The sequence below is a fragment of the Bifidobacterium sp. LH_558 genome (assembly GCF_056356295.1).
Genome location: NZ_JBKETZ010000001.1, coordinates 52,682 through 74,325, shown reverse-complemented (window position 1 = coordinate 74,325; position 21,644 = coordinate 52,682). Strand labels below are relative to the sequence as shown.

The window sequence follows — 21,644 nt, the reverse complement described above, 5'->3', positions numbered from 1 at the left end:
CATGGCACCACCCCGGGGAAAACCGGCCCACCATGCGGGAAGTGGAGGATTCGGCGGCATGATAAGCCGCGTCACCCTCGGCAACGGCCCTCCATGCAGGAAAGGGCGGATTGTTATCGGAGAGGGGTGTCATGGGATTGTTCGACAGGCTGGCCCACCATGCGGGAAAGGGCGGATTGTTGTAACGTCGGGCCGGTAACCTAAAGGTCGTTACCAAGCTGAAAGCAAGTCAACCTAAGGGGAGAGCAGTATGTCGCTGGCGGTTCGAGTGATTCCGTGCCTGGACGTCGACGCGGGGCGTGTGGTCAAGGGAGTGCATTTCGAGAACCTGCGTGACGCGGGTGATCCGGTCGAATTGGCCGGCGAATACTACCGTCAGGGCGCGGACGAGATCACCTTCCTCGACGTGACCGCCTCCAGCTCGCATCGCAGCACCATGATCGACGTGGTGAGCCGCACCGCCGAGCAGGTGTTCATCCCCATGACCGTCGGCGGCGGCGTGCGCAGCCCGGAGGATGTGGATTCGCTGCTGCGCTGCGGCGCGGACAAGGTCGGCGTCAACACGGCCGCAATCAACGATCCGACGCTGATCAGCCGGGTGGCCGAACGCTTCGGCAACCAGGTGCTGGTGCTGTCCGTGGACGCCCGTCGCGAAAAGGGCGAACAGCATACGCAGTCCGGATTCGAGGTCACCACGATGGGTGGCCGCAAATCCACCGGCATCGACGCGATCTGGTGGGTCAAGCGTGCCGAGGAGCTGGGCGCGGGCGAGATTCTGCTCAACTCGATGGACGCCGACGGCACGCAGCAGGGCTTCGATCTGGAGATGATCCGCGCCGTGCGCAGCCAGGTCAAGATTCCGATCATCGCCTCCGGCGGCGCGGGCAAGGCCGCCGATTTTCCGCCCGCCATCGAGGCCGGTGCCGACGCGGTGCTCGCCGCGTCGATTTTCCACTACGGCAAGGTGTCGATCCGCGAGGTCAAGGACGCCATCAAATCCGCCGGATATACGGTCCGCTGAACCGCACCTACGGAAGGCAAGGAATGCAATACGATAACAGCGAGACGTTGGATCCGCGCATCGCCGCGCGTCTCAAACGCGACGACAAAGGACTGGTCGCGGCCGTCGTGCAGCAGTATGACACCCGCGAAGTGCTGATGGTCGGCTATATGAACGACGAGGCGCTGCGCCGCACGCTCACCGAAGGCCGTGTGACCTTCTGGTCGCGCTCCCGTCAGGAATACTGGCGTAAAGGCGACACCTCCGGGCACGCGCAGTACGTCAAGGCCGTCTCGCTCGACTGCGACGGCGACGCGCTGCTCGTCGAGGTGGACCAGGTGGGTGCCGCCTGCCATACCGGCAAACGCACCTGCTTCCTCGAAGGTGGCCCGTTTCCGGTGGCCGTCGGCAACCGGACCGCAGAACAGGAGGGACAACGATGAGCGAATGCAGCGTCGAACATCTGCAGTGGGGCGAGACCTGGCCCGACCGCGCGCAGTTCCATGAGCTCGCCGACCAAGGCTACCGCGTGGTGCCCATCGTGCGTCGACTGCTCGCCGACTCGCTCACTCCGGTGGGCTTCTACGAACGCCTCGCCGGTGGCCGTTCCGGCACGTTCATCCTCGAATCGGCGGAATATGGAGGCTCGTGGAGCCGTTACAGCTTCATCGGCGTCAACTCGATCGCCCAACTGCGCTCCAACCACGGCCAAGCCGACTGGCTGGGGAAGGTGCCGGCCGGCGTGCCGAGGGAAGGCGACGTGATCGAAGTCGCCCACGCCGCGCTCAAAACCCTGAAGGCCCCGCGCGTGAACGGTCTGCCGAACCTGACCAGCGGCTTGGTTGGTTCGGTCGGATGGGATGCGATCCGCCATTGGGAGCCGACCCTGCGCGCCGAAGCGCCCGACGAGACCGGCCAGCCCGAACTGGTGCTCGCCCTCGCCACCGACATCGCCGTGGTCGACCACGTCTCCGGTTCGGTGTGGCTGATCGCCAACGCGGTCAATATCGACGACAAGCCCACGCGCGCCGACATCGCCTACGACGAAGCCGTCGCCCGTCTCGACGCCATGCAGCGCAACGCGGCCACGCCCACGCCCGGCGAGGCCCGCGTCAGCGTGCTCGACCCGACCGTGGCCCAGCCCGAACTTCGCTTCCGCACGCCGAAAGGCGACTACGAGCGGGCCGTGGACGTCGCCAAGCGGCATATCATCGACGGCGACGTGTTCCAGGTGGTCATCTCCCAGCGCGTCGACATTGATTCTCCGGCCGACCCGTTCGACGTGTACCGTGTGCTGCGCACCCTCAACCCCAGCCCCTACATGTATTTCATGGCGCTCACCGATGCCGAGGGACGCGACTTCAACGTGATCGGCTCCAGTCCGGAAACCCTCATCAAGGTGGACAACGGACATGCCATGACCTTCCCGATCGCAGGCTCCCGCCCGCGCGGCGCCACCGTGGAGGAGGATGAGGCCCTCGCCAAGGAACTGCTCGCCGATCCGAAGGAACGCAGCGAGCACATCATGCTGGTCGATCTGGCCCGCAACGACTTGAGCCGCGTGTGCGCGCCGGAATCCGTCGAGGTGGTCAGCCTGATGGACATCAAGCGTTTCAGCCATATCATGCATATCTGCTCCACGGTCACCGGCCGCGTGAATCCCGAGATGACCGCCTTCGACGTGTTCACCTCCGCCTTCCCGGCGGGCACGCTGTCCGGCGCGCCCAAGCCGCGCGCCATCGAGATCATCGATGCGCTGGAGCTCGCCGACCGTGGCATCTACGGCGGCACCGTCGGCTACTTCGACTTCTCCGGCAATATGGATATGGCCATCGCCATCCGCACCGCGTTCCTGCGCGACCATGAGGCGAGCGTGCAGGCCGGCGCGGGCATCGTGCTCGACTCCGTGCCCGCCACTGAATGGCAGGAGACCCGCAACAAAGCCGGTGCCAGCGTCGAAGCCGTGCAGGTCGCCGCCCAGCTGCGCTCCGCGTGACGCCCGTCATCGTCGGATAGCCGGCCTTCCATAGATCCCTCGACTCCGCTCGGGATGACGTTTTTGTCTTCGTCATCCTGAGCGGAGGCGTAGCCGAAGTCGAAGGATCTCAGGCTTTGGTGCGGATCCAATGCTGGCCGGAATGGAACCAGCGCATCATCTCGTCGCGCTTTGCCGCCTCCATCGCCTCCAGTTCCTCGACGGAGACGAAGCGCAGATCCTTGGGGCAGTGGTCGCTGCTGTTGCATCCGTTGCAGATCATGCGGCTCGCGCAGAACAGGCAACGCGAGTTGTTATATCGCGGATGGTGCAACTCATCGTCGTCCAGCTCCCGGTGATAGACCGGATCGAACAGGCGGAAGCAGATGTCATGATGCTTGCGGTTGGTGCCGGAGAGGAACGCGAAGCGCGACTGTTCGGTTTTCCACGGCAGATTCCGTAACGGCCGCCCATGCCAGCGCAGGTCGGTGCCGGACTCGTACCAGCAGAAGTTGGTCGTATTTTTAAGGCATTGCGCGGCGATGTCGTACACCCACGCCACATCGCACGGGCGTGGGTTCGCGTAGTTCTCGCCGCCGCACTCGACCTGCTCGATCTGGCCCGACTCCAACGCCGGACCCAAGTCGATCGGCCCCAACAGCGGCGCCAGCGTCAGTCCCTTGCGCTTGGCGGGAATCGCCTCGAAAATCGGCCAGCGACGGTTGAACATGTTCTGGTTTTCGGTGGTGACGTGCAGGATCACATTCTCGTACCCCTCGCCCCAATCCGCCGGCAAATGCTCGGCGATGCGTTCGGGGCGTTTGGTCAGGATATAGAACACCACGTCGCAGCGCCGCCTGATGATATCCCACATCTCGTCGCGCCACTCGTCGGCCTCCTCGATGAAGGTGTCCGAGGTCATGTTCACGCGGATCCTCTCGCCCGCCTTGATTTTGAAATCGCCGTGCCGGTCCTTTCTCAGCGGCTTGTCGAACTCCTGCGTTCGATGCACCACCGTGGGCGGCGTCGTGACGCCGCGCTGCGCATCGAGTTGGAACATGTAGCAGTTGCGGCATCCCGCCGACACCTTATGGCATCCGTGCCAAGGATTCCAGATATCGTGCGTGGACATGTCCGCTCTCCTATCCAAACGGTCGTTCGCAGCTCAACTATAGGCAGCGGAGCGGAACGTGGGATGTTCAGTCGGCAGATATGCGAGCATCGAACGTGCGCTCAAGTGACTACTTGGCGAGGTCTTATAACCAAGTAAGCTCCGACTGCGCCTCTGCCTGTGCGTGTGTGATGACTGCATGGAACGGTGTCCACGTATCATCGTGCATCGGTCATTTGTGGGCGCTGCACCCATACGACGCTTAGGCGCAACTTAACGGCGTGGTTATACGCTAATATTCCGACTGCATGAGTTGTCTTATCGTAAGATAAAAAAGGATTTATCAAATCGACGGGGATATTCGGATGTGAGGCGTAATGACAACTTCTACGAATATGCATGAAAGCAATCAGCTGAGCGCCGGACAAAGGGTTATCGTCAGAGGGCTGGAGTGGCTGGTCACCAAGGTCACACGCAATGCGATGGGGAATCTGACGGTTTTCTGCACTGGCATCTCTCCGTTGGTGCGCGACTATGAAGCTGTGTTCCTCGATGATTTGGACTTGATTGAACCAGTGGATCCTATCAATACTCAGTTCAAACCGGATGTTTCTCCTAAAGCCGCCGACTCCCACTTGTTTGTTGAAAGCCTTATCCGATCAACGGCTCCGACCGCCACGGATGGCCGACTGCATCTCGACTGGCATCATGCGAATATGGATCTGCTGCCGTACCAGCTGGTTCCCGCCGAACGCGCCTTGGCTCGGGTGCGCCAGCGCATTCTCATCGCCGATGCCGTAGGTTTGGGCAAGACCCTTGAAGCCGGCATCCTCATGTCCGAACTCATCAGACGAGGCAGAGGTCGACGCATTCTGGTGGTTACTACGAAAAGTATGATGGCCCAGTTCCAGCAGGAGATGTGGGAGCGTTTCACCATACCGCTTATTAGTCTGGATTCCTCACGCATACAGACGATACGGCAGGAGATTCCTGCGAATGCGAATCCGTTCTCTTATTACGACAAGGTGATCGTATCTATTGACACGTTGAAACGTGACATCGAATACGGCGCGGCATTGGATTCCTCTTGGTGGGACATCATCGTCATCGACGAAGCGCAGAACGTGGCCGACCGCGGCACGGGCACGGTCAAGGCCCAGCGTGCCAGACTCGCCCAGCGTCTCGCGTCCCGGTCGGATACGCTCATCATGCTGTCGGCCACGCCGCATGATGGCAGGGCCAGAAGCTTCGCCTCATTGATGAACATGCTCGATCCCACCACGCTGCCCGACCCTGAGAGCTACGACAAGGAGGACGTTCGAAACTTGTATGTGCGACGGTTCAAAAAAGACATCCGTCGTGATGTGTCTGGCAATTTCCCTGAGCGTAAAGTCACCAAGGTGCCACGTCGGGCGAGTGCAGCCGAAGAACATGCTTTCGATATGCTGACCTCTATGCATCTGGCCATGGATTCCGGTAAACGTCAGCGCACCAATGCAGGACTATTCACCACATTGCTGGAGAAGAGCCTCTTCTCATCGCCTGCGGCCTGCCTGAAAACCATCGAGGAACGTCTCAAAAAACTCAATCGACGAGATCAGGGAGACAATACGGGAGATGCGGACAAGCTGCTTGCCCTTGCCGATGCGGTCAAATCGATCGAGGTTCGGCAGTGTTCGCGGTATATGAGCTTGCTTGATGTGCTTGCAGATGACGCTTATGGATGGAATCCTGACGACACCAATGATCGAGTGGTGATATTCACCGAACGAATCGAGACGAAGAAATTCCTGGAAACCCAGCTGCGCAAGGATCTCAAGAGTCGCGGTCTTGCCAAGGAGAGCATCGTCTCCATGGACGGAAGCATGAGCGACATCGATCAGCAGGACATGGTACGCCAGTTCAATGATCCTGCTTCGCCGATTCGTGTGCTCATCGCATCCGATGTGGCCTCCGAAGGATTGAATCTGCATCATCTTTGCCATCGCCTGATTCATTTCGACACGCCCTGGTCATTGATGGTGTTCCAGCAACGCAATGGGCGTGTGGACCGATATGGGCAGCGCAAGCAGCCGGACATTCGTTTCCTCACCGTCGAATCATTCAACGAGAAGATCAAAGGCGACGCGCGAATTCTGGAAATCCTCATCGACAAGGAGCAACAGGCGTACAAGAACATCGGCGACCCGGCACTGCTGATGGGCAAGTTCTCCGTGGACGAAGAGGAGACATATGTGCGTCGTGCAATGGAAGGTGATATGGGTGTCGATGAGTTCGCTGAAAGCCTGACTCCGACCCATAAGGATATCGACGACACCGATGATGGTGATGCTGAAGCGGCTGGACCTGAGACCGACAACGATGATCTGTTTTCATATCTCTTCGATGACCATGCGTCTTCGAATGATGATGCGCAGTCTCGAACGGAGATACCGGCTACCTCATCTGAAGGCAATCCATTGGACAAACTTGCCAATGATCGCACCCTGATGTCCGATTACGATTATGTGCATCAGGGATTGGAACGATTCGCACAGGTCGGAGGCTATGACGTTCCGCAGTCGTTACGGAACAATGTCGGGATGAGTGTGCGGTTCCATAACGACAGCTCGTTGCGGGCGTGGCTGCGCAATCGTGTTCCGGATAATTCCATCGTGCGCGATGAAGCCATATGGAGCCCGGACAAGGAATATATGCAGTATAGCGCCACGAATCTCCGCCAGCGGTTGAGCGATAATCCATGGAACCCGGTGCAGTATCTTTGGGAATTGAATCCGGTGACGGATTGGGTGTCGATGAAAGCGACCTCGTTGCTGTATTCGCGCAATGAGGCACCAATCATCGCTGCGAACGGTGACCGGCTGGACTCCCATGATGTCATTGTGTTGCTTGCGGGCACGATGATGAACCGCAAAGCTGCTCCACTGGTGAGCGCGTGGCGCGCCATGCGCTATCGCGACGGTGAATTCGTTGCATACCTTGAGACGGATGAGTTGTGGAAAATCACCGGGTATCGCGGCAGCCTCAACCCGGCAAACGGGAACCGTGAATACGCCAACCGACATGGCGGCCGTATTACTGCCGCACAATCACAGGAAGCACACCGTCTGCTGCCGGATGCGGTCCGACGTATGCGGGATTTGCTTGATGATGAGCAGGAACGCTACCAACGGCATGCGGACATGGAAGTGATCGAACAGTTACAGCGTATGGATGCTTGGAAACAGCAGCGAAGTCTGTTGCTCGCCTCGCGTGGCGGGGACGACGACGCAGAGCATCGAAACACCGAGAAAATCTACGCTGACTACAAGCAATGGGTGGAGGATTCCCTGAATCCCAGCGGCAGCAATGTGGTGAACGTGGTGGCCGCATTCGTGGGAACCGAGGAGTGATTATGACGGAACAGCTGAACGAACAATATCCTGGCATTGAGATGGTCAACGGGTTCTACACCCCGTTCTACATGCAGGAGTTCTTTCCCGGCAATGTCGCGGACGCTGCCTTCCGTTGGAAGGGGCTGCCCGCTGCGGAGCAGCCCGCCTCGCGCATCCGTGACCTGCAGCAGCGGTATGTGCAGATCATCAACGGCGATAGCGACTTGTTCACCGGAGCGGAATTCGTGGACGTGATGCTTGACTCGCTAGGATATGACGGCCTGCGGCCGATGATGCTGCATGATGACATGCGTAATAAGGACATTCCTCTGCGGGGACAGCTGAACAATGAGCAGGATGAACCCGTGGTGCAGGTGCTGGTATCGCTGAATGATGATTCCGATATCGGCATTCTCGAAAGCCCCGTCTCCAATATCGGCGAGGGCGATGCGAATACCGTGACGGACGGTGAGAACGATGCCCCGACTTGTGAGGAATGCGTGCGCATGCTTCTCGCAGACTTCGACAGGGCTCCGCGCTGGATTCTCGTGCTCGGCCTACGCCAGGCGGCGCTCGTCGACCGCCGCAAGTGGGCGAACAAGCAGTGTGTGCTCTTCGACTTCGACGCCATCTATTCACGCCGACAGCGCCATGTGTTCGCCGCCATGGCCGTGCTCTTGCACGCTACGAGCCTGAACCCCACAGACGGTGAGAGCGTGCTCGACACCTTCGACGAGCATTCCGCCAAACAGTCGGTGGCCGTGTCGGAGAACCTCAAATCCGCGCTGCGTGAATGTGTGGAACTGCTGGGCAATGAAACCATCCACTACTGGACCGCCGCCGCACCGGAAGACGAGCGCAAGAACATCGATGACATCAACGCGGACGATCTGACGGTGCAAGCGTTGCGATACATGTACCGACTGCTGTTTCTGTTGTTCATGGAGGCAAAACCCGAATTGGGATATGCTCCGATGAAGTCGTCCGCCTACCGCACCGCCTATTCGCTGGACGGGTTGCGCGACATCGCCGAAGCGGTACGCGGGCATATCGATGAAGTTGGCGACAGTACCTACGTGGCCGACACCCTGAATCAGCTCGACGATATGATCTACAACGGGTATCCGAGTGAGGCCAATCGGCAGAAGCATTTCGCGAACGCCGAACAGCTTGACAACGCGTTTGTGATTCCGCCGCTGAAGGCGCATATCTTTGACCCCGAACGCACGTCTATGATCACCGGCGCGAAACTACGCGACACGGTGATGCTGAAGATCGTCGACCTTATGAGCGTCACCAAAGCCGGCGGCAGCGGCAAGAAAGGACGCCGGGAACGCATCTCCTACGCCGCGTTGGGCATCAATCAGATGGGTGCCGTCTACGAGGCGCTGCTGTCGTACCGCGGCTTCATTGCCAAAGAACTGCTCTACGAGGTCAAACGCGCCAGAGACAGATTCGACCCGCTGAACGTGGGCTATTTCGTGCCGGGGCGTGAACTCGACAAATACCGGGAAGACGAGCGTGTGCGCTACGAGTCCGGCGAACACAAGGGCGATCTGCGCACCTACGAGCCAGGCACGTTCATCTACCGCCTAGCCGGCCGTGAACGAGAAACCTCCGCCTCCTTCTACACGCCCGACAGCCTCGCCCGATGCTTGGTGAAATACGCGCTCAAGGAGATCGAGCCCAACATCCACGAGGCGAGAGACATCCTTAAGCTCACCATCTGCGAGCCGGCCATGGGGTCGGCAACGTTCCTTAACGAAACCATCAGCCAACTCGCCGAATGGTATCTGAACCTGCGCGAGAAGGAACTCGTGGCCAGCGAAGGCATCGGTGCGGCGATTCCTGCGGAACGTCGACAAGCTGAATTGCAGCGTGTGAAGATGCTTATCGCGGACCGCAACATCCACGCGTGGACCTGAACCCTGTGGCCGTGGAACTGGCTGAGGTGTCCCTATGGCTTAACACCATCTGCGAAGGTGCGTTCGTACCATGGTTCGGCACGCAGCTCATCAACGGCAATTCGCTGATCGGTGCCCGCCGCGCGGGGTACACCGACGCCGAACTACTGAACGAGACCAAAGGCGTTCGTTGGTATGATCATGCTCCCAAGCGCATCGGCTTCGGCAAAGGGGAAAGCAGCTCCCGAGCTAAGCGCAGCTACCAGTTCCTGACCGGGGATCCTGGCATGTGCAACTACGATGACAAGATCGTCCAGGGCGTGGCCGGCGATCTCATCGCACAGATCAAGGCATGGCGTAAAGGCTTCACCGCCGTGTACGCCAAAGCTGAGGTCGCTGAGATGCGCCGCCTGTCGGTGGTGGTCGACCAGTTGTGGAGGCAAGCCATAGCCGACCACAATTGGCTGGAACGTCAGACGGAAGACACGCTGAACGTTTACGGCTACACGGACGAATCCAATCAGGTGGAACCGGCCCGCGAGGGGGAGGAGCACCAGGCGGTGCTTGAAACGTTCGAACGTGAGGTGCGCACCACCGTGCGTGAGAAGGATGACCTGCTGAATCGGTCGTATCATTCCGAGCAGGCCATGAACGCCGGTGCCTACGCACGACTCAAACTCGCCATGGACTATTGGTGCTCGCTATGGTTTTGGCCCATCGAGAAAGCCGAACTGCTGCCAGATCGGAAACAGTTCCTTGCTGATATGTCGTTGATTCTGACCGGTGAGGCCCGTGAAATCAAAGGACTTGTCTCACAGGACGTGCTTGACGTCGATGGGGCAGGAGTGACCGAAGACACATGGTATACCGACGATCATCGTGTGAATCTTGCCGAGCTCGAAGCCTCCAATCAGCGCGTGGCTCTGGTTCGCGGCATCGCCGAGGAACGACATTTCTTCCACTGGGAGTTGGAATTCGCCGACGTGTTCGTCAATGGTGGTTTCGACCTGATGATCGGTAATCCGCCATGGGTGAAACTGCAATGGACCGCCGCCGACGCTATCGCCGACGTAAACCCGGAATTCGCCATTCACGAGCCTAGTGCTTCTGATCTCAACAAACAGTTGTCGCAACTGCTCACTGACACTCATACGCTCGACGTTTTTCTCCGTGAATATGTAGGTCTTACTGGGCAATCCACGTTCTACAACTCGGCCATGAACTATCCGCTGTTGCAAGGGCAGCAGACCAACCTATTCCGCAATTTCCTACCCAATGCTTGGGACTTTACCAAAGGCACGACCGGAGTGAGTGCATTTGTCCATCCCGACGCAATTCTCGGCGATACCAAGGCAGGCGAGCTGCGGCGACATCTTTACTTGCGTCTGCGGAAGCATTTCCATTTCTACAACGAGCGCAAGCTCTTCGCTGGAGTGGACCATCACACCGAGTTCAGCCTCAATGTGTACCGCAATCCTGCACTAGAGCAGAGCGATACCGTGCAATTCGACTCCATCTGGAACCTGTACGATCCGCGTACCATCGACGCCTGCTACGCCTCCGACGGCAGCGGCGACGTGCCAGAAATCAAGGATGAGAACGGCTCGTGGAATACGGCTGGACACAGGGAACGCATCGTGCATGTGGACCGTGAAGTGCTCGAGACCTTCTCGCAGCTCGTCGGCGATGGCACTAAGGAATCATGGAACACGACACCGGTCGTGGCTGTTTATGCCAATGAATTGGTATCCGCTTTGGAAGCCATGGCTTCATGCTCGCAAACCCTGCGAGACTTTGGCGATGAAGTGACCTATTCAGGCATGTGGCATGAAACCAACTCCCGCAAGGACGGCACCATACGGGATGACGTGCACTTCCCGACCGATGCATACGACGTGATTTACTCTTCGCCGTTCGTCGGAGTCGGCAATCCGCTGTTGCAATCCACACGCCGTTTCTATCGCGTCAACAGCGACTACGATCCTATTGACCTCACTGCCATCGGTGAGGATTATTTCCCGCGCACCAAATACACACAGGCATGCTCGGACAGCGAATACCGCACTCGCATACAAAAAATGAGCGATGGTAGCCGCTTTGATGCTGTATATCGCGTTGCTCTTCGTCGTATGGTGGGAACTGCTAGTGAAAGGACGCTGCAAGCGTCCTGTGTTCACCCAGGCGGAGCCTGGGTGCACACCATAACAGGTTATGGTGTGCACCCAGAGCGCTACGCGTTGCTCGCGCTCATGCTGGGACTGAACGCTGCGATTCCCTATGATTTCTTAGTGCGTTCCATTGGGAAGATGGACATCCATCGCGCGACTGTGGAACTGTTCCCCGTCCCCGACGCCGTCCTCGCCGACGAGATCTGTCTGCGCGGCCTGTTGCTCAACTGCTTGACCAAGCCCTACGTCGATCTCTGGCAAGACTGCTGGGATGACTCGTTCACCGACATGCGCTGGTCGAAACAAGATGCTCGACTGGACAACAACCGCTTCACTTCACTTACCGGCGAATGGGATTGGCATACGCCGCTGCGCACCGACTACGAACGTCGACAGGCGTTGGTGGAGTTGGACGTGCTGGCTTCCATGGCATTGGGCATCACCTTGGATGAGCTCATTGACATCTACCGGCTTACCTTCACCGTATTGCGTAGCTATGAGGATGACACTTGGTATGACGCCAACGGTCGTATCGCTTTCTCCAAGAAGAACTACGGCAACCTGACCTACAAGCGCGGCGACTTCAACCGGATCCGCGATGCGCAGGCGGGGAAGACCTTCACCCGCACCATCAGCGATGACACGCAGCCGGGCGGTCCCGTGGAACGTACGATCACCTATGTGGCGCCGTTCGATACCTGCGACCGCATCCAAGACTATCGCACCGCGTGGGAGTTCTTCGAGAACAAATACGGCGAACAACTGCGCGAGGAGCAGCGCCGTCGAGCCGAAGTTTCGGTACAAGACGACGTCGCGGCCGCCGATACGGATAAGGAGCAGCAGGGATGAATCCCATGGTGTTGTCGCGGCATGTGCGCGACGGGTTGACCGATTACATCGACACCACCTTCCCCATGGTGAACCGGCCGTTCCGAGGCTCTATGCGGCGGTTGGTCGAAGGCGAAAGCGCGTTCTTCCACGAGCCGTATATGTCGATGAAACTGCCATTCCGCGCCGCCGCCTCCATGGAGGAGTTCCCCTTCGGCGAATGCCTGCACCCGCTGTACAAACCGTACGTGCACCAGATGCGGGCTTTCGAACGTCTTGCCGCCGGCAAATCCACACTCGTGGCCACCGGCACCGGTTCAGGCAAAACCGAATGCTTCCTCTACCCGATTCTGGATTACTGTTACCGGCATCGTGGCGAACCCGGTATCAAGGCGGTGCTCGTCTATCCGATGAACGCGTTGGCCTCCGACCAGGCCAAGCGATTGGCCGAGCTCATCTACAACAGCCCCGAACTGCGCGGCAACGTGACCGCAGGCATGTACGTCGGTCTGCGCAACACGGGTGACACCGTCAAAACGATGGACGAGCATGATGTGGTCAACCATCACGACACTCTGCTCAAAACCCCGCCGGACATCCTGCTCACCAACTACAAGATGCTCGACTATCTGCTCGTACGCCCCGAGGACTCGCAGCTGTGGCGAGAGAACAAACCCGATACGCTGCGCTACTTCGTGGTGGACGAACTGCATACCTTCGACGGGGCGCAAGGTACCGACCTGGCTTGTTTGCTGCGTCGACTGACTGACCACCTACATACCGAGCCGAACAGCCTATGCTGCGTAGGCACCTCCGCCACCATGGGCTCCGCCGAGGAATCCGCCGCCGTACGCGACTACGCCGGGCAGATCTTTCACACCAGCTTCGATGACCAATCCGTCATCGGCGAGGATCGCCTCGACGCGGACGAGTTCTTCGACGTCGACAACACCGACTACCGCGTTCCAGACATCACAGCGATACGGCGACTGTATCGATTGGAATCCGAAACCGACGCAGACACATTCCTGCGCGAAGCGGCACGGGCATGGCTGGACTTCGCATTCGACAGTACGAACGATATGCGCGTGCAACTCGGCAACCGGCTACGCGGACTCGACATGCTGCATCGTCTCGCGCTCGCCTTGCACGGCAGATCCACCGCCGTGGGTAAGGCGCTCGCTGACGAACTCAGTATGAGCAATAAGGAGTTCGCCTCGTTGGAACGCATAACGAGCAACGAGGACGACGGTGTGATCTTTGACGGACGTGTGGCCGCGTTGGACGCGCTGATCTCACTGGTTTCCGCCGCTCGTGTACGCACACCCTCCGGTGCGTTGCGGCCGTTTCTAGACGTGCAGGTGCAGCTGTGGGCCAAGGAACTACGCCAGTTGGTCGCCACCGTGGTGGGGCAGAACGACGCCATACGATACGACAATGCGGTGAACCTCGACGCCGTGACCGGCAAGCATTACCTGCCGGTGATCAACTGCCGTGACTGCGGCGGCACCGGATGGATCGGCAACATCAACAAAGCCAATCAAGTCGAAGTGCATGACCTGTCGGCCTTCTACAGTGCCTACTTCGACGGCAAAGCCACAAATGACATGGTAGTGATGGACGCGGTTGGTCCGAGCTATGTCCCCGCCAACGGAGAGCAGACGGCCTGCGCATGGTTCTGCTCCGAATGCATGCAAGTCGGAGGCTACTGCGCCACATTCAACACCGACGAGCAGCCATGCCCATCCTGCGACACGCCACGGCTGCCGATGCGGTTGCACGTGCTCGACACCGCCCGCAACCGCAGACACTACCTGTGCCCGTTCTGCGGCAGCGCCAATGGTCTGGCCCTTGTGGGCATGAGGGCCACCAGCACCATCAGCGTGGCGTTGAGCCAACTATCCGCAGACGCTTTCAACGACGACCATAAGGCCATCGTATTCTCCGACAGCGTGCAGGACGCCTCCTACCGCGCCGGGTTCCTCAACGCCAGAACTTGGCGATTTGCGTTGCGCACCTCCATCATGGACTACTTCCGACAGCAGAATCTCGAAGGATGTTCGCTGGCGGACTTCCTTGACAAGGAAACCGCCTATCTGCGCAATGCGCAACGTGACGATGACGCGTATATCCTGCGGTTCACCGCGCCGAACATGACATGGATGAGCGAATATGAAAACGCCGCCAACCATCGTCCCGCCGGGCCATTACGCAGGCGTATGCTCGATTTCATCGCCAAACGCATCCGTTTAGAAACCGTCATGGAACTCGGCTTGAGATCCCGCATCGGGCGTACTCTGGAGAAATCCGGCTGCCTGACTATCGGCTTCAGCCAGGAGAGAGTCAAAGCGCTGTCTCGCGCCATCCGCGAACGTGCGATAAATGAACTCGGCAGCGATGCGGCTGCAATCGAATCTGATGACTGGTTGCGCCTGACCGCCGCCTTCCTCGATCAGCTGCGCGTCGACGGCGCATTCATGGAACAGCTCTACGACGCGTACCTGCAATCGGGTGGCATCGGATACCTGCTGACCAACAGCCACGCCAAGTGGATGCCCTCCGACCGCGATCCCGCGTTCCTCGCCGGCACCAAGCCCCCATCCAAAAGCGGATTCGTTACGCTGGATGCGCCACGATATCTGCAACTGGTGAATCGCTATTGCGGATCCAGCCTTATCTCGGAGACAATGCCGGGGGAACTGCTACACATTCTGCGCGAGGAAAGCGTCAACGCCGGGCTCGTTAATCCCTTGGAATGCAAGGGGCGCATCATACCGTTCACCGTATACGGATTGAACGAACGGGCCTGCAAGGTGACCGGGCGGGTGACGCAATTGGTCTGCGACCAATGTGGCAGGCGATACTCCTGCGCCACCGACAACCTGCAGGCGTGGCGGGGCGCACGCTGTGCAACTGTGAAATGCGCAGGGCATCTGGACGTGTCGACGTATGATACCGGACTCGACTATTACGGTAGTCTCTACCGACGCGCGTCCGCGCCGCGCGTCCGCGCCGCCGAACACACCGGGTTGCTGGACGGCGACGACCGTACCCGGTTGGAACAGGTGTTCAAGCGATCGCAATCTGAACAGCGGCCGGGCGACGTCAATGTGCTCACCTGTACGCCTACCTTGGAGATGGGCATCGACATCGGCGATTTGTCCACGGTGATCCTATCGTCCATGCCGCCGGGGCAGGCGCAATACCAGCAGCGTGTGGGTCGTGCCGGACGTCGGGATGGCAACGCGTTCGTGCTCACCATCGCCAACGCCCGCAACCATGACTTGTACTTCTATCAGCGCCCGGATGACATGATCAACGGGCAGGTGCAGCCGCCTCGCATCTTCATGAGCGCCGCCGCGGTGCTGGAACGCCAGCTCACTGCCTACGCCATGAGCCATTGGATCACGTATGAGCTAAAACACGACGTGACTCCCAAAGACATCATGCCGGGCCGTCTGGGCGATGCGCTCGACAATGTGCGCGATGCTCGTCTCCAGGGATTCCCTGCATCGTTCTTCGACTACACTCGCAACAACGCCTCGCTGTTGATGGCCCGGTTCGCCCGACTGTTCGACTTCGACGACGACACACGGGCCCATTTGGAAGCCTTCATCCAAGGCGGTGACGGCCAAGGTGAAGAGGGACAGTCAGAATCGCTGAACGTGCGCGTCATGCAGCGTTTCCGCCGTACGATCGACTCCTGCAAGGCATTGGAACGGCAGCAGGACGATCTGCGTGCCATGATTGCCGATTTGTCCGTCAAGCCGGACGATCCGACGTTCGTTGAGCGCAAGGAGGAATGCGAGTCGGAGATCAAGTCCATCGACCGCACGCTGCGCTCCATCGACAGGACGAACATCTTCAACTACCTATCCGATGAAGGCGTGCTGCCGAATTATGCCTTCCCCGAAACCGGCGTCACTCTGCACACGATCCTGAAACGCCGGAGTAACGACGGGATGGATGACGGTGATTCCGCGGGCAACGTCAAACCGTCCCAGGCGGCACGGCGTTCCGAACCGATCACATCCGACTACGTTCGTCCCTCGTCGGCGGCCATCGGAGAGCTGGCACCGGGCAATGTGTTCTATGCGGGCGGACATCAATACCGCATCAACCGCGTGCTGCTGGCGCAAGGGCCGTACGATGAGAGCGTGGAGCAATGGCGACTGTGCCCAAACTGCTCGCATGCCGAACCTGCCTCGGAAACAAAGAACGTGGCCAGTTGTCCCTCCTGTGGGTCCACCCAGTGGAGTGACGCCGGGCAGAAGCGCCCCATGCTGCGCATCTCCACCGTCGTATCCGAACAGGATTACGCGGATGGCGGCGTGGACGACTCGGCCGAGGGACGCAGCAGCGTGTTCTTTGTGCGCAACACCTTTGTGGACATCGATGAGACGTCTATCGAAAGTGCCTACACACTGAATGGCGCAGACGTCGATTTCGGTTTCGAATATGTGCCGCGCGGTGTGATCCGTGAAATCAACTTCGGCGAGGCAGGTAATGATGGTCCCGAATTGGAAGTTGCCGGAGACAAGCAGGCGCGTCGAGGCTTCACCATCTGCACCGGATGCGGCGCCCTGCTCAGCGGAGGCAGGGATTTCAAGCCGTGTCACTCGTATGCGTGTCCCATGAAAAACAAGGCGATGGAGGATATAGAATCCTCGACATGCCTGTTCTTGTATCGCGAAGTCACTTCTGAGGCACTGCGTCTGCTGGTGCCGGGCATCCAGGACAATGCCGCGGGACGTGGTTCGGCGGAATCCTTCACGGCGGCTGTCATGCTGGGATTGCGTAGCAAGTTCGGCAATGTGAACCATCTCAACGTCACTTTGAGCAACGAGCCGGTGCCCGGAACCGGACTGCGAAAAACCTATCTGGTGATTTACGACACCGTGCCGGGCGGCACCGGTTATCTGAAGCAGCTTGCCGGCAGCGCGAACGCTTTGGCGGACGTGCTGCGCCGAGCGTATGACGTCATAGCCTCCTGCGATTGCCGTAGTAATGGGCAGGCCAACAACGACGGCTGCTACCGTTGCCTTTACGCCTATCGGCAAAGCCGCGACCTTGGCGTGATCTCCAAGAAGACGGCCAGGGACATGATCCGTCCAATCATCGCGGAGGGCACGTCGTTCGATGCCATCGCCACCGTGTCCAAGATTAAGGTTAACCATCTGCTTGACAGCCAGCTTGAAGCGCAGTTCATCGAAGCGCTGGGACGTTTGCGCGAGCATCCGCTGGCAGAGGGGGAGAAGCAGGGACGTCGCGCTCGCGTCCGCGAGGAGATCATCCGCAATAAGGAGGGATGGACCATTGACATTGCGGACAGCCGGTGGGAGATCGAACCGCAGGTGTCGCTCGGACCGGATGACGGCGTGGCAGTTTCCTGCAAACCGGACTTCGTGTTGCACTGCGTCAAGTCCGATGACACAGCGGAAGAACGAAAACAAGTGGCGGTGTTCACTGACGGGCTGCGGTTCCACGCCGACAAGGTATGGGATGACACGTTGAAACGCGAGGCGCTTCGGCGGGCTGGATACCGTGTGTGGACGCTGACCTATGAGGATGTATTCGGATTCGTGGATGGTACGAGCACCGATGGTCTCGCCGACCCAATGCTCGACGTGAACCTGCTGCCCGAAACGGAACGGTACCGCAGCAAGGTCAACAAGGCTCATGCGGATTACTTTGATCCAGGACGCGTCTCGACCATAGCGATGCTGGGTGAATATCTGGCCCGCCCACAAGGTGAACGTTTGTTCGTCGCGCAGGCGGGGGCGCTCAGCGAAGCCTGCATACGCAAGGCGGACATGCGTAAGCCGCCATCGGAAGATGATCGTTCAACTCTGGAACGGATGGAAACAGCACTTACTGGTGAAGCTCAGGACTATACGAGCGTCACCCGGCTGTCGATTGGTTCCGGCATGGCGTTGGCTGCCTATGTGGGCATGCGGATATGTATGGAGGAACGTCGTATTGATCTGACTGTGGGACTGATATTCGATGATGCACAGTATGCCACTCATATGCTGCCGCAGAAGGATGATGCCAACCCTATGGATGGTCTGGACGACGATGATCGCGAATCGTTCCACACGCAATGGGCGGGATTCTGGCATTGGACGAACATCATGCAGTACGCGCCCGTTTCCATGTTCGTTTGTACTACTGGGCTGTTGAACGCGGTCTATCAGGCACTGGCAGATGCGGCGATGGCGGCTAGGACTAATAAGGGAACCGACTCCGACAGGGGATGGGATGTCATCTTCGATGATGAAACGTATTCGTACCTCTCTGAGAACGAGCGTCACGTCATCGAGGAGCTTGCTCAACAGGGCGTGCCTGCTCCCGAGGAATTGGGCTATGAGCTTGAGGATCATGGCGAAGTGGCCGGTGAAGCTACGCTGGCCTGGGAAGACGCGCAGGTTGCGCTTATTGTTGGTGGCGACGACGACAGCGATGATGATTATGCGCGAGAAAACCGTGCCGTTTTCGAACGTCTCGGCTGGACCGTCGTTGCGGACGCGACACCGCAATCGATGGATACAATAAAACAGCATTGCAAGGATAGCAAGGAGCGTGCGGCATGACGGGGAATACGGCGACAGTTCCAGTGGTGGCTATGGGCTCGGAGTTTTTGCCGGCCTTTGCCAAGTTGCCGAAATCGGAGCAGAACAAAACCAATGCGTTCCTCACCAAGTTCCGCAACAATCCGCTTGCGGACGGTATCAATCTGGAAAAACTGCATGTGAGTGACGACAAACTGTTCTCCGTGCGCATCGACCAGAAATACCGGGGCATCATCGCGCACCAGAAATCAACGGGTGTGTACCTGCTGCTGTACGTGGCCAATCATGAGGACGCTTATGCGTGGGCGCAAAAGCGGCGCGTAAAAGTCAATCCTGATACTCAGGCCGTGCAGGTGTACCAGCAGATCGACGGTGAGATCGAGGGACAGCCGGTCAGCGCTGATGTCATACGGAATGATGGTGGTTTGCAGAATGTCGGTAACTCGCAGGATTCGCAGAGCGAATGTGACACTTCCTCCCAACAGGAGACGTTGCAGAAAGATACTTCCGCCATGTCACAGACTGCTCACGTTGACAACACCTATCCGCAAGCCGACGGTGGATACGGGCAGCCGAATGCTGGGCTTGCCATATACCATGCAAGCGGTCCCGTCGCCGAAACCTATACCGCTTTGACGGACATGGATATGCGTCAGCTTGGCGTCCGCCGTGAACTCGTGAACATCATGATGAAGGTCACGAGTTTTGAACAGCTGAATCAATGGTCGCGTTTCCTTTCCGACGATGCGAGCGCGTATCTTCAGCTCGCGGCGGAGGGCACAGGCAAGGATGATCTGCTGGCCATGTCCAAGGGCGAAGATGGCCTTTACGAATCGACTCCAGCTTCTGCTTCAGTGCATACCGAACTGGATCATACGGTGACGGAACAGCCTCAGGATGGTAATCTGCGCGATGCGCTGGGCAGCTATGCCAGTCAGCAAATGTTCGTCGTACTCAGCGATGACGAGGATCTGCGGAGGCTGCTAGATGCTCCACTTGAGCAATGGCGAGTATTCCTGCATCCCTCGCAGCGACGTCTGGTGGATCGCGTATGGCACGGTCCGGCTCGAGTACTGGGCGGAGCTGGAACAGGCAAGACCGTTGTCGCCATGCATCGTGCCAAGCGTCTTTCCAAGCAACTGGTGGCTGAACAATCCAATGACCAGATTCTGTTCACTACGTTTACCTCGAATCTCGCCACGGACATCCGCACCAACCTCAGACAGATCTGCAGTGTCGAGGAAATGAAGCGCATCGAAGTCGTCAACCTCGACAAATGGGTGAGCCAGTATCTTGCAGGCAAGGGATATCCCTATGCCATCGAATATGACGATGAAGCGATTCTGGCACGATGGAAGCGAGTGGTGCGTGAATCCGATGTGGCTGGAGTGCTGGAGTTTGCACCGTCGTTCTACCGTGACGAATGGGAACGCGTGGTACAGGAGCAGGGCGTGACCACGGCGGGCGAATACCTTCGAGTGCTGCGCAAGGGACGTGGCACACGGCTGTCGCGTGTGCAGAAAGTCGGCGTATGGAAGGTCATGGAAGGGTACCGTTCCGCGGCGCTCGCCGACGGGCAGTGCGACAAGGACATGGTCCTGAACATGGTGGCGGGACTCCTGCACAAGGACGGTCCGCAATACCGCCATGTGATCGTGGACGAGGCACAAGATCTCTCCGCGCCCGCCTACCGTGTGCTGCGTGCGCTGGTCGGCGAGCATGACGATGACATGTTTATCGTGGGTGATGCCAAACAGCGCATTTACGGACGTCCCGTCGTGCTTTCTCGCTGTGGCATATCCGTCACCGGACGGGCGAGACGATTGAAGATCAACTACCGTACCACCGAAGGCATTCGCGCTGCGGCGGAGGAAGTGTTCGACAGTTCCAGCGAGCATGTTGCGGATTCGATTTTCGATCTGTTGTCGGAAACTTCGGAGCATAGCTACGTTAATATTCCGGTAGAATTCGACGACCTTGACGGCGGCAACGACGAAGCGAACGACAGCCGTTCGCTGGTCAAAGGTCCTCGGCCTGAGGTCCGTAGATTCGGCAACACCCGTGACGAGCACGATTATGTGGCGCAATGGATTGCGGAACTGTGTGGATCAACGCAGACGGACGAGAACGAGAATCGTGTCGATAGCGCCGTTGATGCTGATGCGGCTGATGGAACGAACGCCGGCACTCGCAGAACAGTTGATCCACGCGACGTGTGTGTTGTGGCCCGTACCAAGCGCTTGCGCGACGAGTGGGTCGAAGTTCTTGAATCCACGTTGCCCTACGGCGTCTGCACGCTGGAACGCAACCAGGAGGACGAGCGATCCAAACCCGGTGTGCGTGTGGCCACTATGCACCGTGTCAAAGGCTTGGAATTTGGCTGTGTTGCTGTAGTTGACGTCAGCGAAGAGCACTGCCCCCCGGCCGTCGCGTTACAGGACGCATCCACGGACAGGGAACGGGAGGAAATCTACAAGCAGGAACGCAGCCTCATATATGTATCCCTAACCCGCGCCCGCTACCGTGCCCTCTTGGTGGGGTGCTGATATTGCACTTGAACGATTTAGTGGCGGGGATCTTCCCCGCCAATTCGTTGAACCCGAAAGCTCTTGACGAGTATAACTGTTGTGGATGTGCGTTGTATTCATTTCAAAGGCAGTAAAGAGGAAGAACCGTACTCGGTACCAAAATCCTCACATTTTAAGACGCATG

The 21,644-nt window shown here is 58.7% G+C and carries 9 protein-coding genes; 8 read left to right on the top strand and 1 reads right to left on the bottom strand.

Features of this window, described 5'->3' with window-relative positions; genetic code table 11:
* Positions 1 to 250: 250 nt before the first annotated feature.
* Genes hisF through trpE form a run of 3 tightly spaced genes read left to right on the top strand, consistent with a single transcriptional unit; the run spans position 251 to position 2,996 of the window.
* The gene (gene hisF / locus AC1AV0_RS00335) at positions 251 to 1,021 is read left to right on the top strand and encodes an imidazole glycerol phosphate synthase subunit HisF (RefSeq protein ID WP_476570538.1); all 771 of its coding nucleotides are present in this window, start codon (positions 251 to 253) and stop codon (positions 1,019 to 1,021) included.
* A 23-nt stretch (positions 1,022 to 1,044) separates the two neighbouring features.
* The gene (gene hisI, locus AC1AV0_RS00330) at positions 1,045 to 1,443 is read left to right on the top strand and encodes a phosphoribosyl-AMP cyclohydrolase (RefSeq protein ID WP_476570536.1); all 399 of its coding nucleotides are present in this window, start codon (positions 1,045 to 1,047) and stop codon (positions 1,441 to 1,443) included.
* Positions 1,440 to 2,996, top strand: coding sequence for an anthranilate synthase component I (gene trpE, locus AC1AV0_RS00325; protein WP_476570534.1), 1,557 nt, complete (start codon positions 1,440 to 1,442; stop codon positions 2,994 to 2,996). Before hisI ends, trpE begins: the two co-directional genes overlap by 4 nt.
* Before the next feature lie 109 nt (positions 2,997 to 3,105).
* Here trpE and AC1AV0_RS00320 read toward each other — a convergent pair whose 3' ends face one another.
* Positions 3,106 to 4,107: a DUF5131 family protein gene (locus AC1AV0_RS00320; protein WP_476570532.1), complete on the bottom strand. Its 1,002-nt coding sequence runs from the start codon at positions 4,105 to 4,107 to the stop codon at positions 3,106 to 3,108.
* 374 nt (positions 4,108 to 4,481) lie between these two features.
* On the opposite strand from AC1AV0_RS00320, the gene AC1AV0_RS00315 reads away from it, so the two are divergent.
* The 5 genes from AC1AV0_RS00315 to AC1AV0_RS00295 are packed head-to-tail and all read left to right on the top strand — an operon-like array spanning position 4,482 to position 21,478.
* On the top strand, positions 4,482 to 7,478 hold the full coding sequence (locus tag AC1AV0_RS00315; RefSeq protein WP_476570530.1) for a DEAD/DEAH box helicase: 2,997 nt from the start codon (positions 4,482 to 4,484) through the stop codon (positions 7,476 to 7,478).
* A 2-nt stretch (positions 7,479 to 7,480) separates the two neighbouring features.
* Complete coding sequence (locus tag AC1AV0_RS00310; protein WP_476570528.1) at positions 7,481 to 9,385, top strand: hypothetical protein; 1,905 nt, start codon at positions 7,481 to 7,483, stop codon at positions 9,383 to 9,385.
* 5 nt (positions 9,386 to 9,390) lie between these two features.
* Positions 9,391 to 12,381 (top strand): Eco57I restriction-modification methylase domain-containing protein, encoded by a 2,991-nt coding sequence (locus AC1AV0_RS00305; protein WP_476570526.1) that lies wholly within the window; start codon positions 9,391 to 9,393, stop codon positions 12,379 to 12,381.
* On the top strand, positions 12,378 to 18,953 hold the full coding sequence (locus AC1AV0_RS00300) for a DEAD/DEAH box helicase (RefSeq protein ID WP_476570524.1): 6,576 nt from the start codon (positions 12,378 to 12,380) through the stop codon (positions 18,951 to 18,953). Before AC1AV0_RS00305 ends, AC1AV0_RS00300 begins: the two co-directional genes overlap by 4 nt.
* Positions 18,950 to 21,478, top strand: a complete 2,529-nt coding sequence (locus AC1AV0_RS00295) for a UvrD-helicase domain-containing protein (RefSeq protein WP_476570522.1) — start codon at positions 18,950 to 18,952, stop codon at positions 21,476 to 21,478. The genes AC1AV0_RS00300 and AC1AV0_RS00295 overlap by 4 nt, the downstream gene beginning before the upstream one ends.
* The last annotated feature ends 166 nt before the right edge of the window (positions 21,479 to 21,644 follow it).

Excerpts from the sequence above, each read along its gene's own strand:
- hisF (WP_476570538.1), top strand. The coding sequence starts at position 251 with ATGTCGCTGGCGGTTCGAGTGATTCCGTGCCTGGACGTCGACGCGGGG.
- AC1AV0_RS00320 (WP_476570532.1), bottom strand. The coding sequence starts at position 4,107 with ATGTCCACGCACGATATCTGGAATCCTTGGCACGGATGCCATAAGGTG.
- AC1AV0_RS00300 (WP_476570524.1), top strand. The coding sequence starts at position 12,378 with ATGAATCCCATGGTGTTGTCGCGGCATGTGCGCGACGGGTTGACCGAT.
- AC1AV0_RS00295 (WP_476570522.1), top strand. The coding sequence starts at position 18,950 with ATGACGGGGAATACGGCGACAGTTCCAGTGGTGGCTATGGGCTCGGAG.
- AC1AV0_RS00315 (WP_476570530.1), top strand. The coding sequence starts at position 4,482 with ATGCATGAAAGCAATCAGCTGAGCGCCGGACAAAGGGTTATCGTCAGA.
- hisI (WP_476570536.1), top strand. The coding sequence starts at position 1,045 with ATGCAATACGATAACAGCGAGACGTTGGATCCGCGCATCGCCGCGCGT.
- trpE (WP_476570534.1), top strand. The coding sequence starts at position 1,440 with ATGAGCGAATGCAGCGTCGAACATCTGCAGTGGGGCGAGACCTGGCCC.
- AC1AV0_RS00310 (WP_476570528.1), top strand. The coding sequence starts at position 7,481 with ATGACGGAACAGCTGAACGAACAATATCCTGGCATTGAGATGGTCAAC.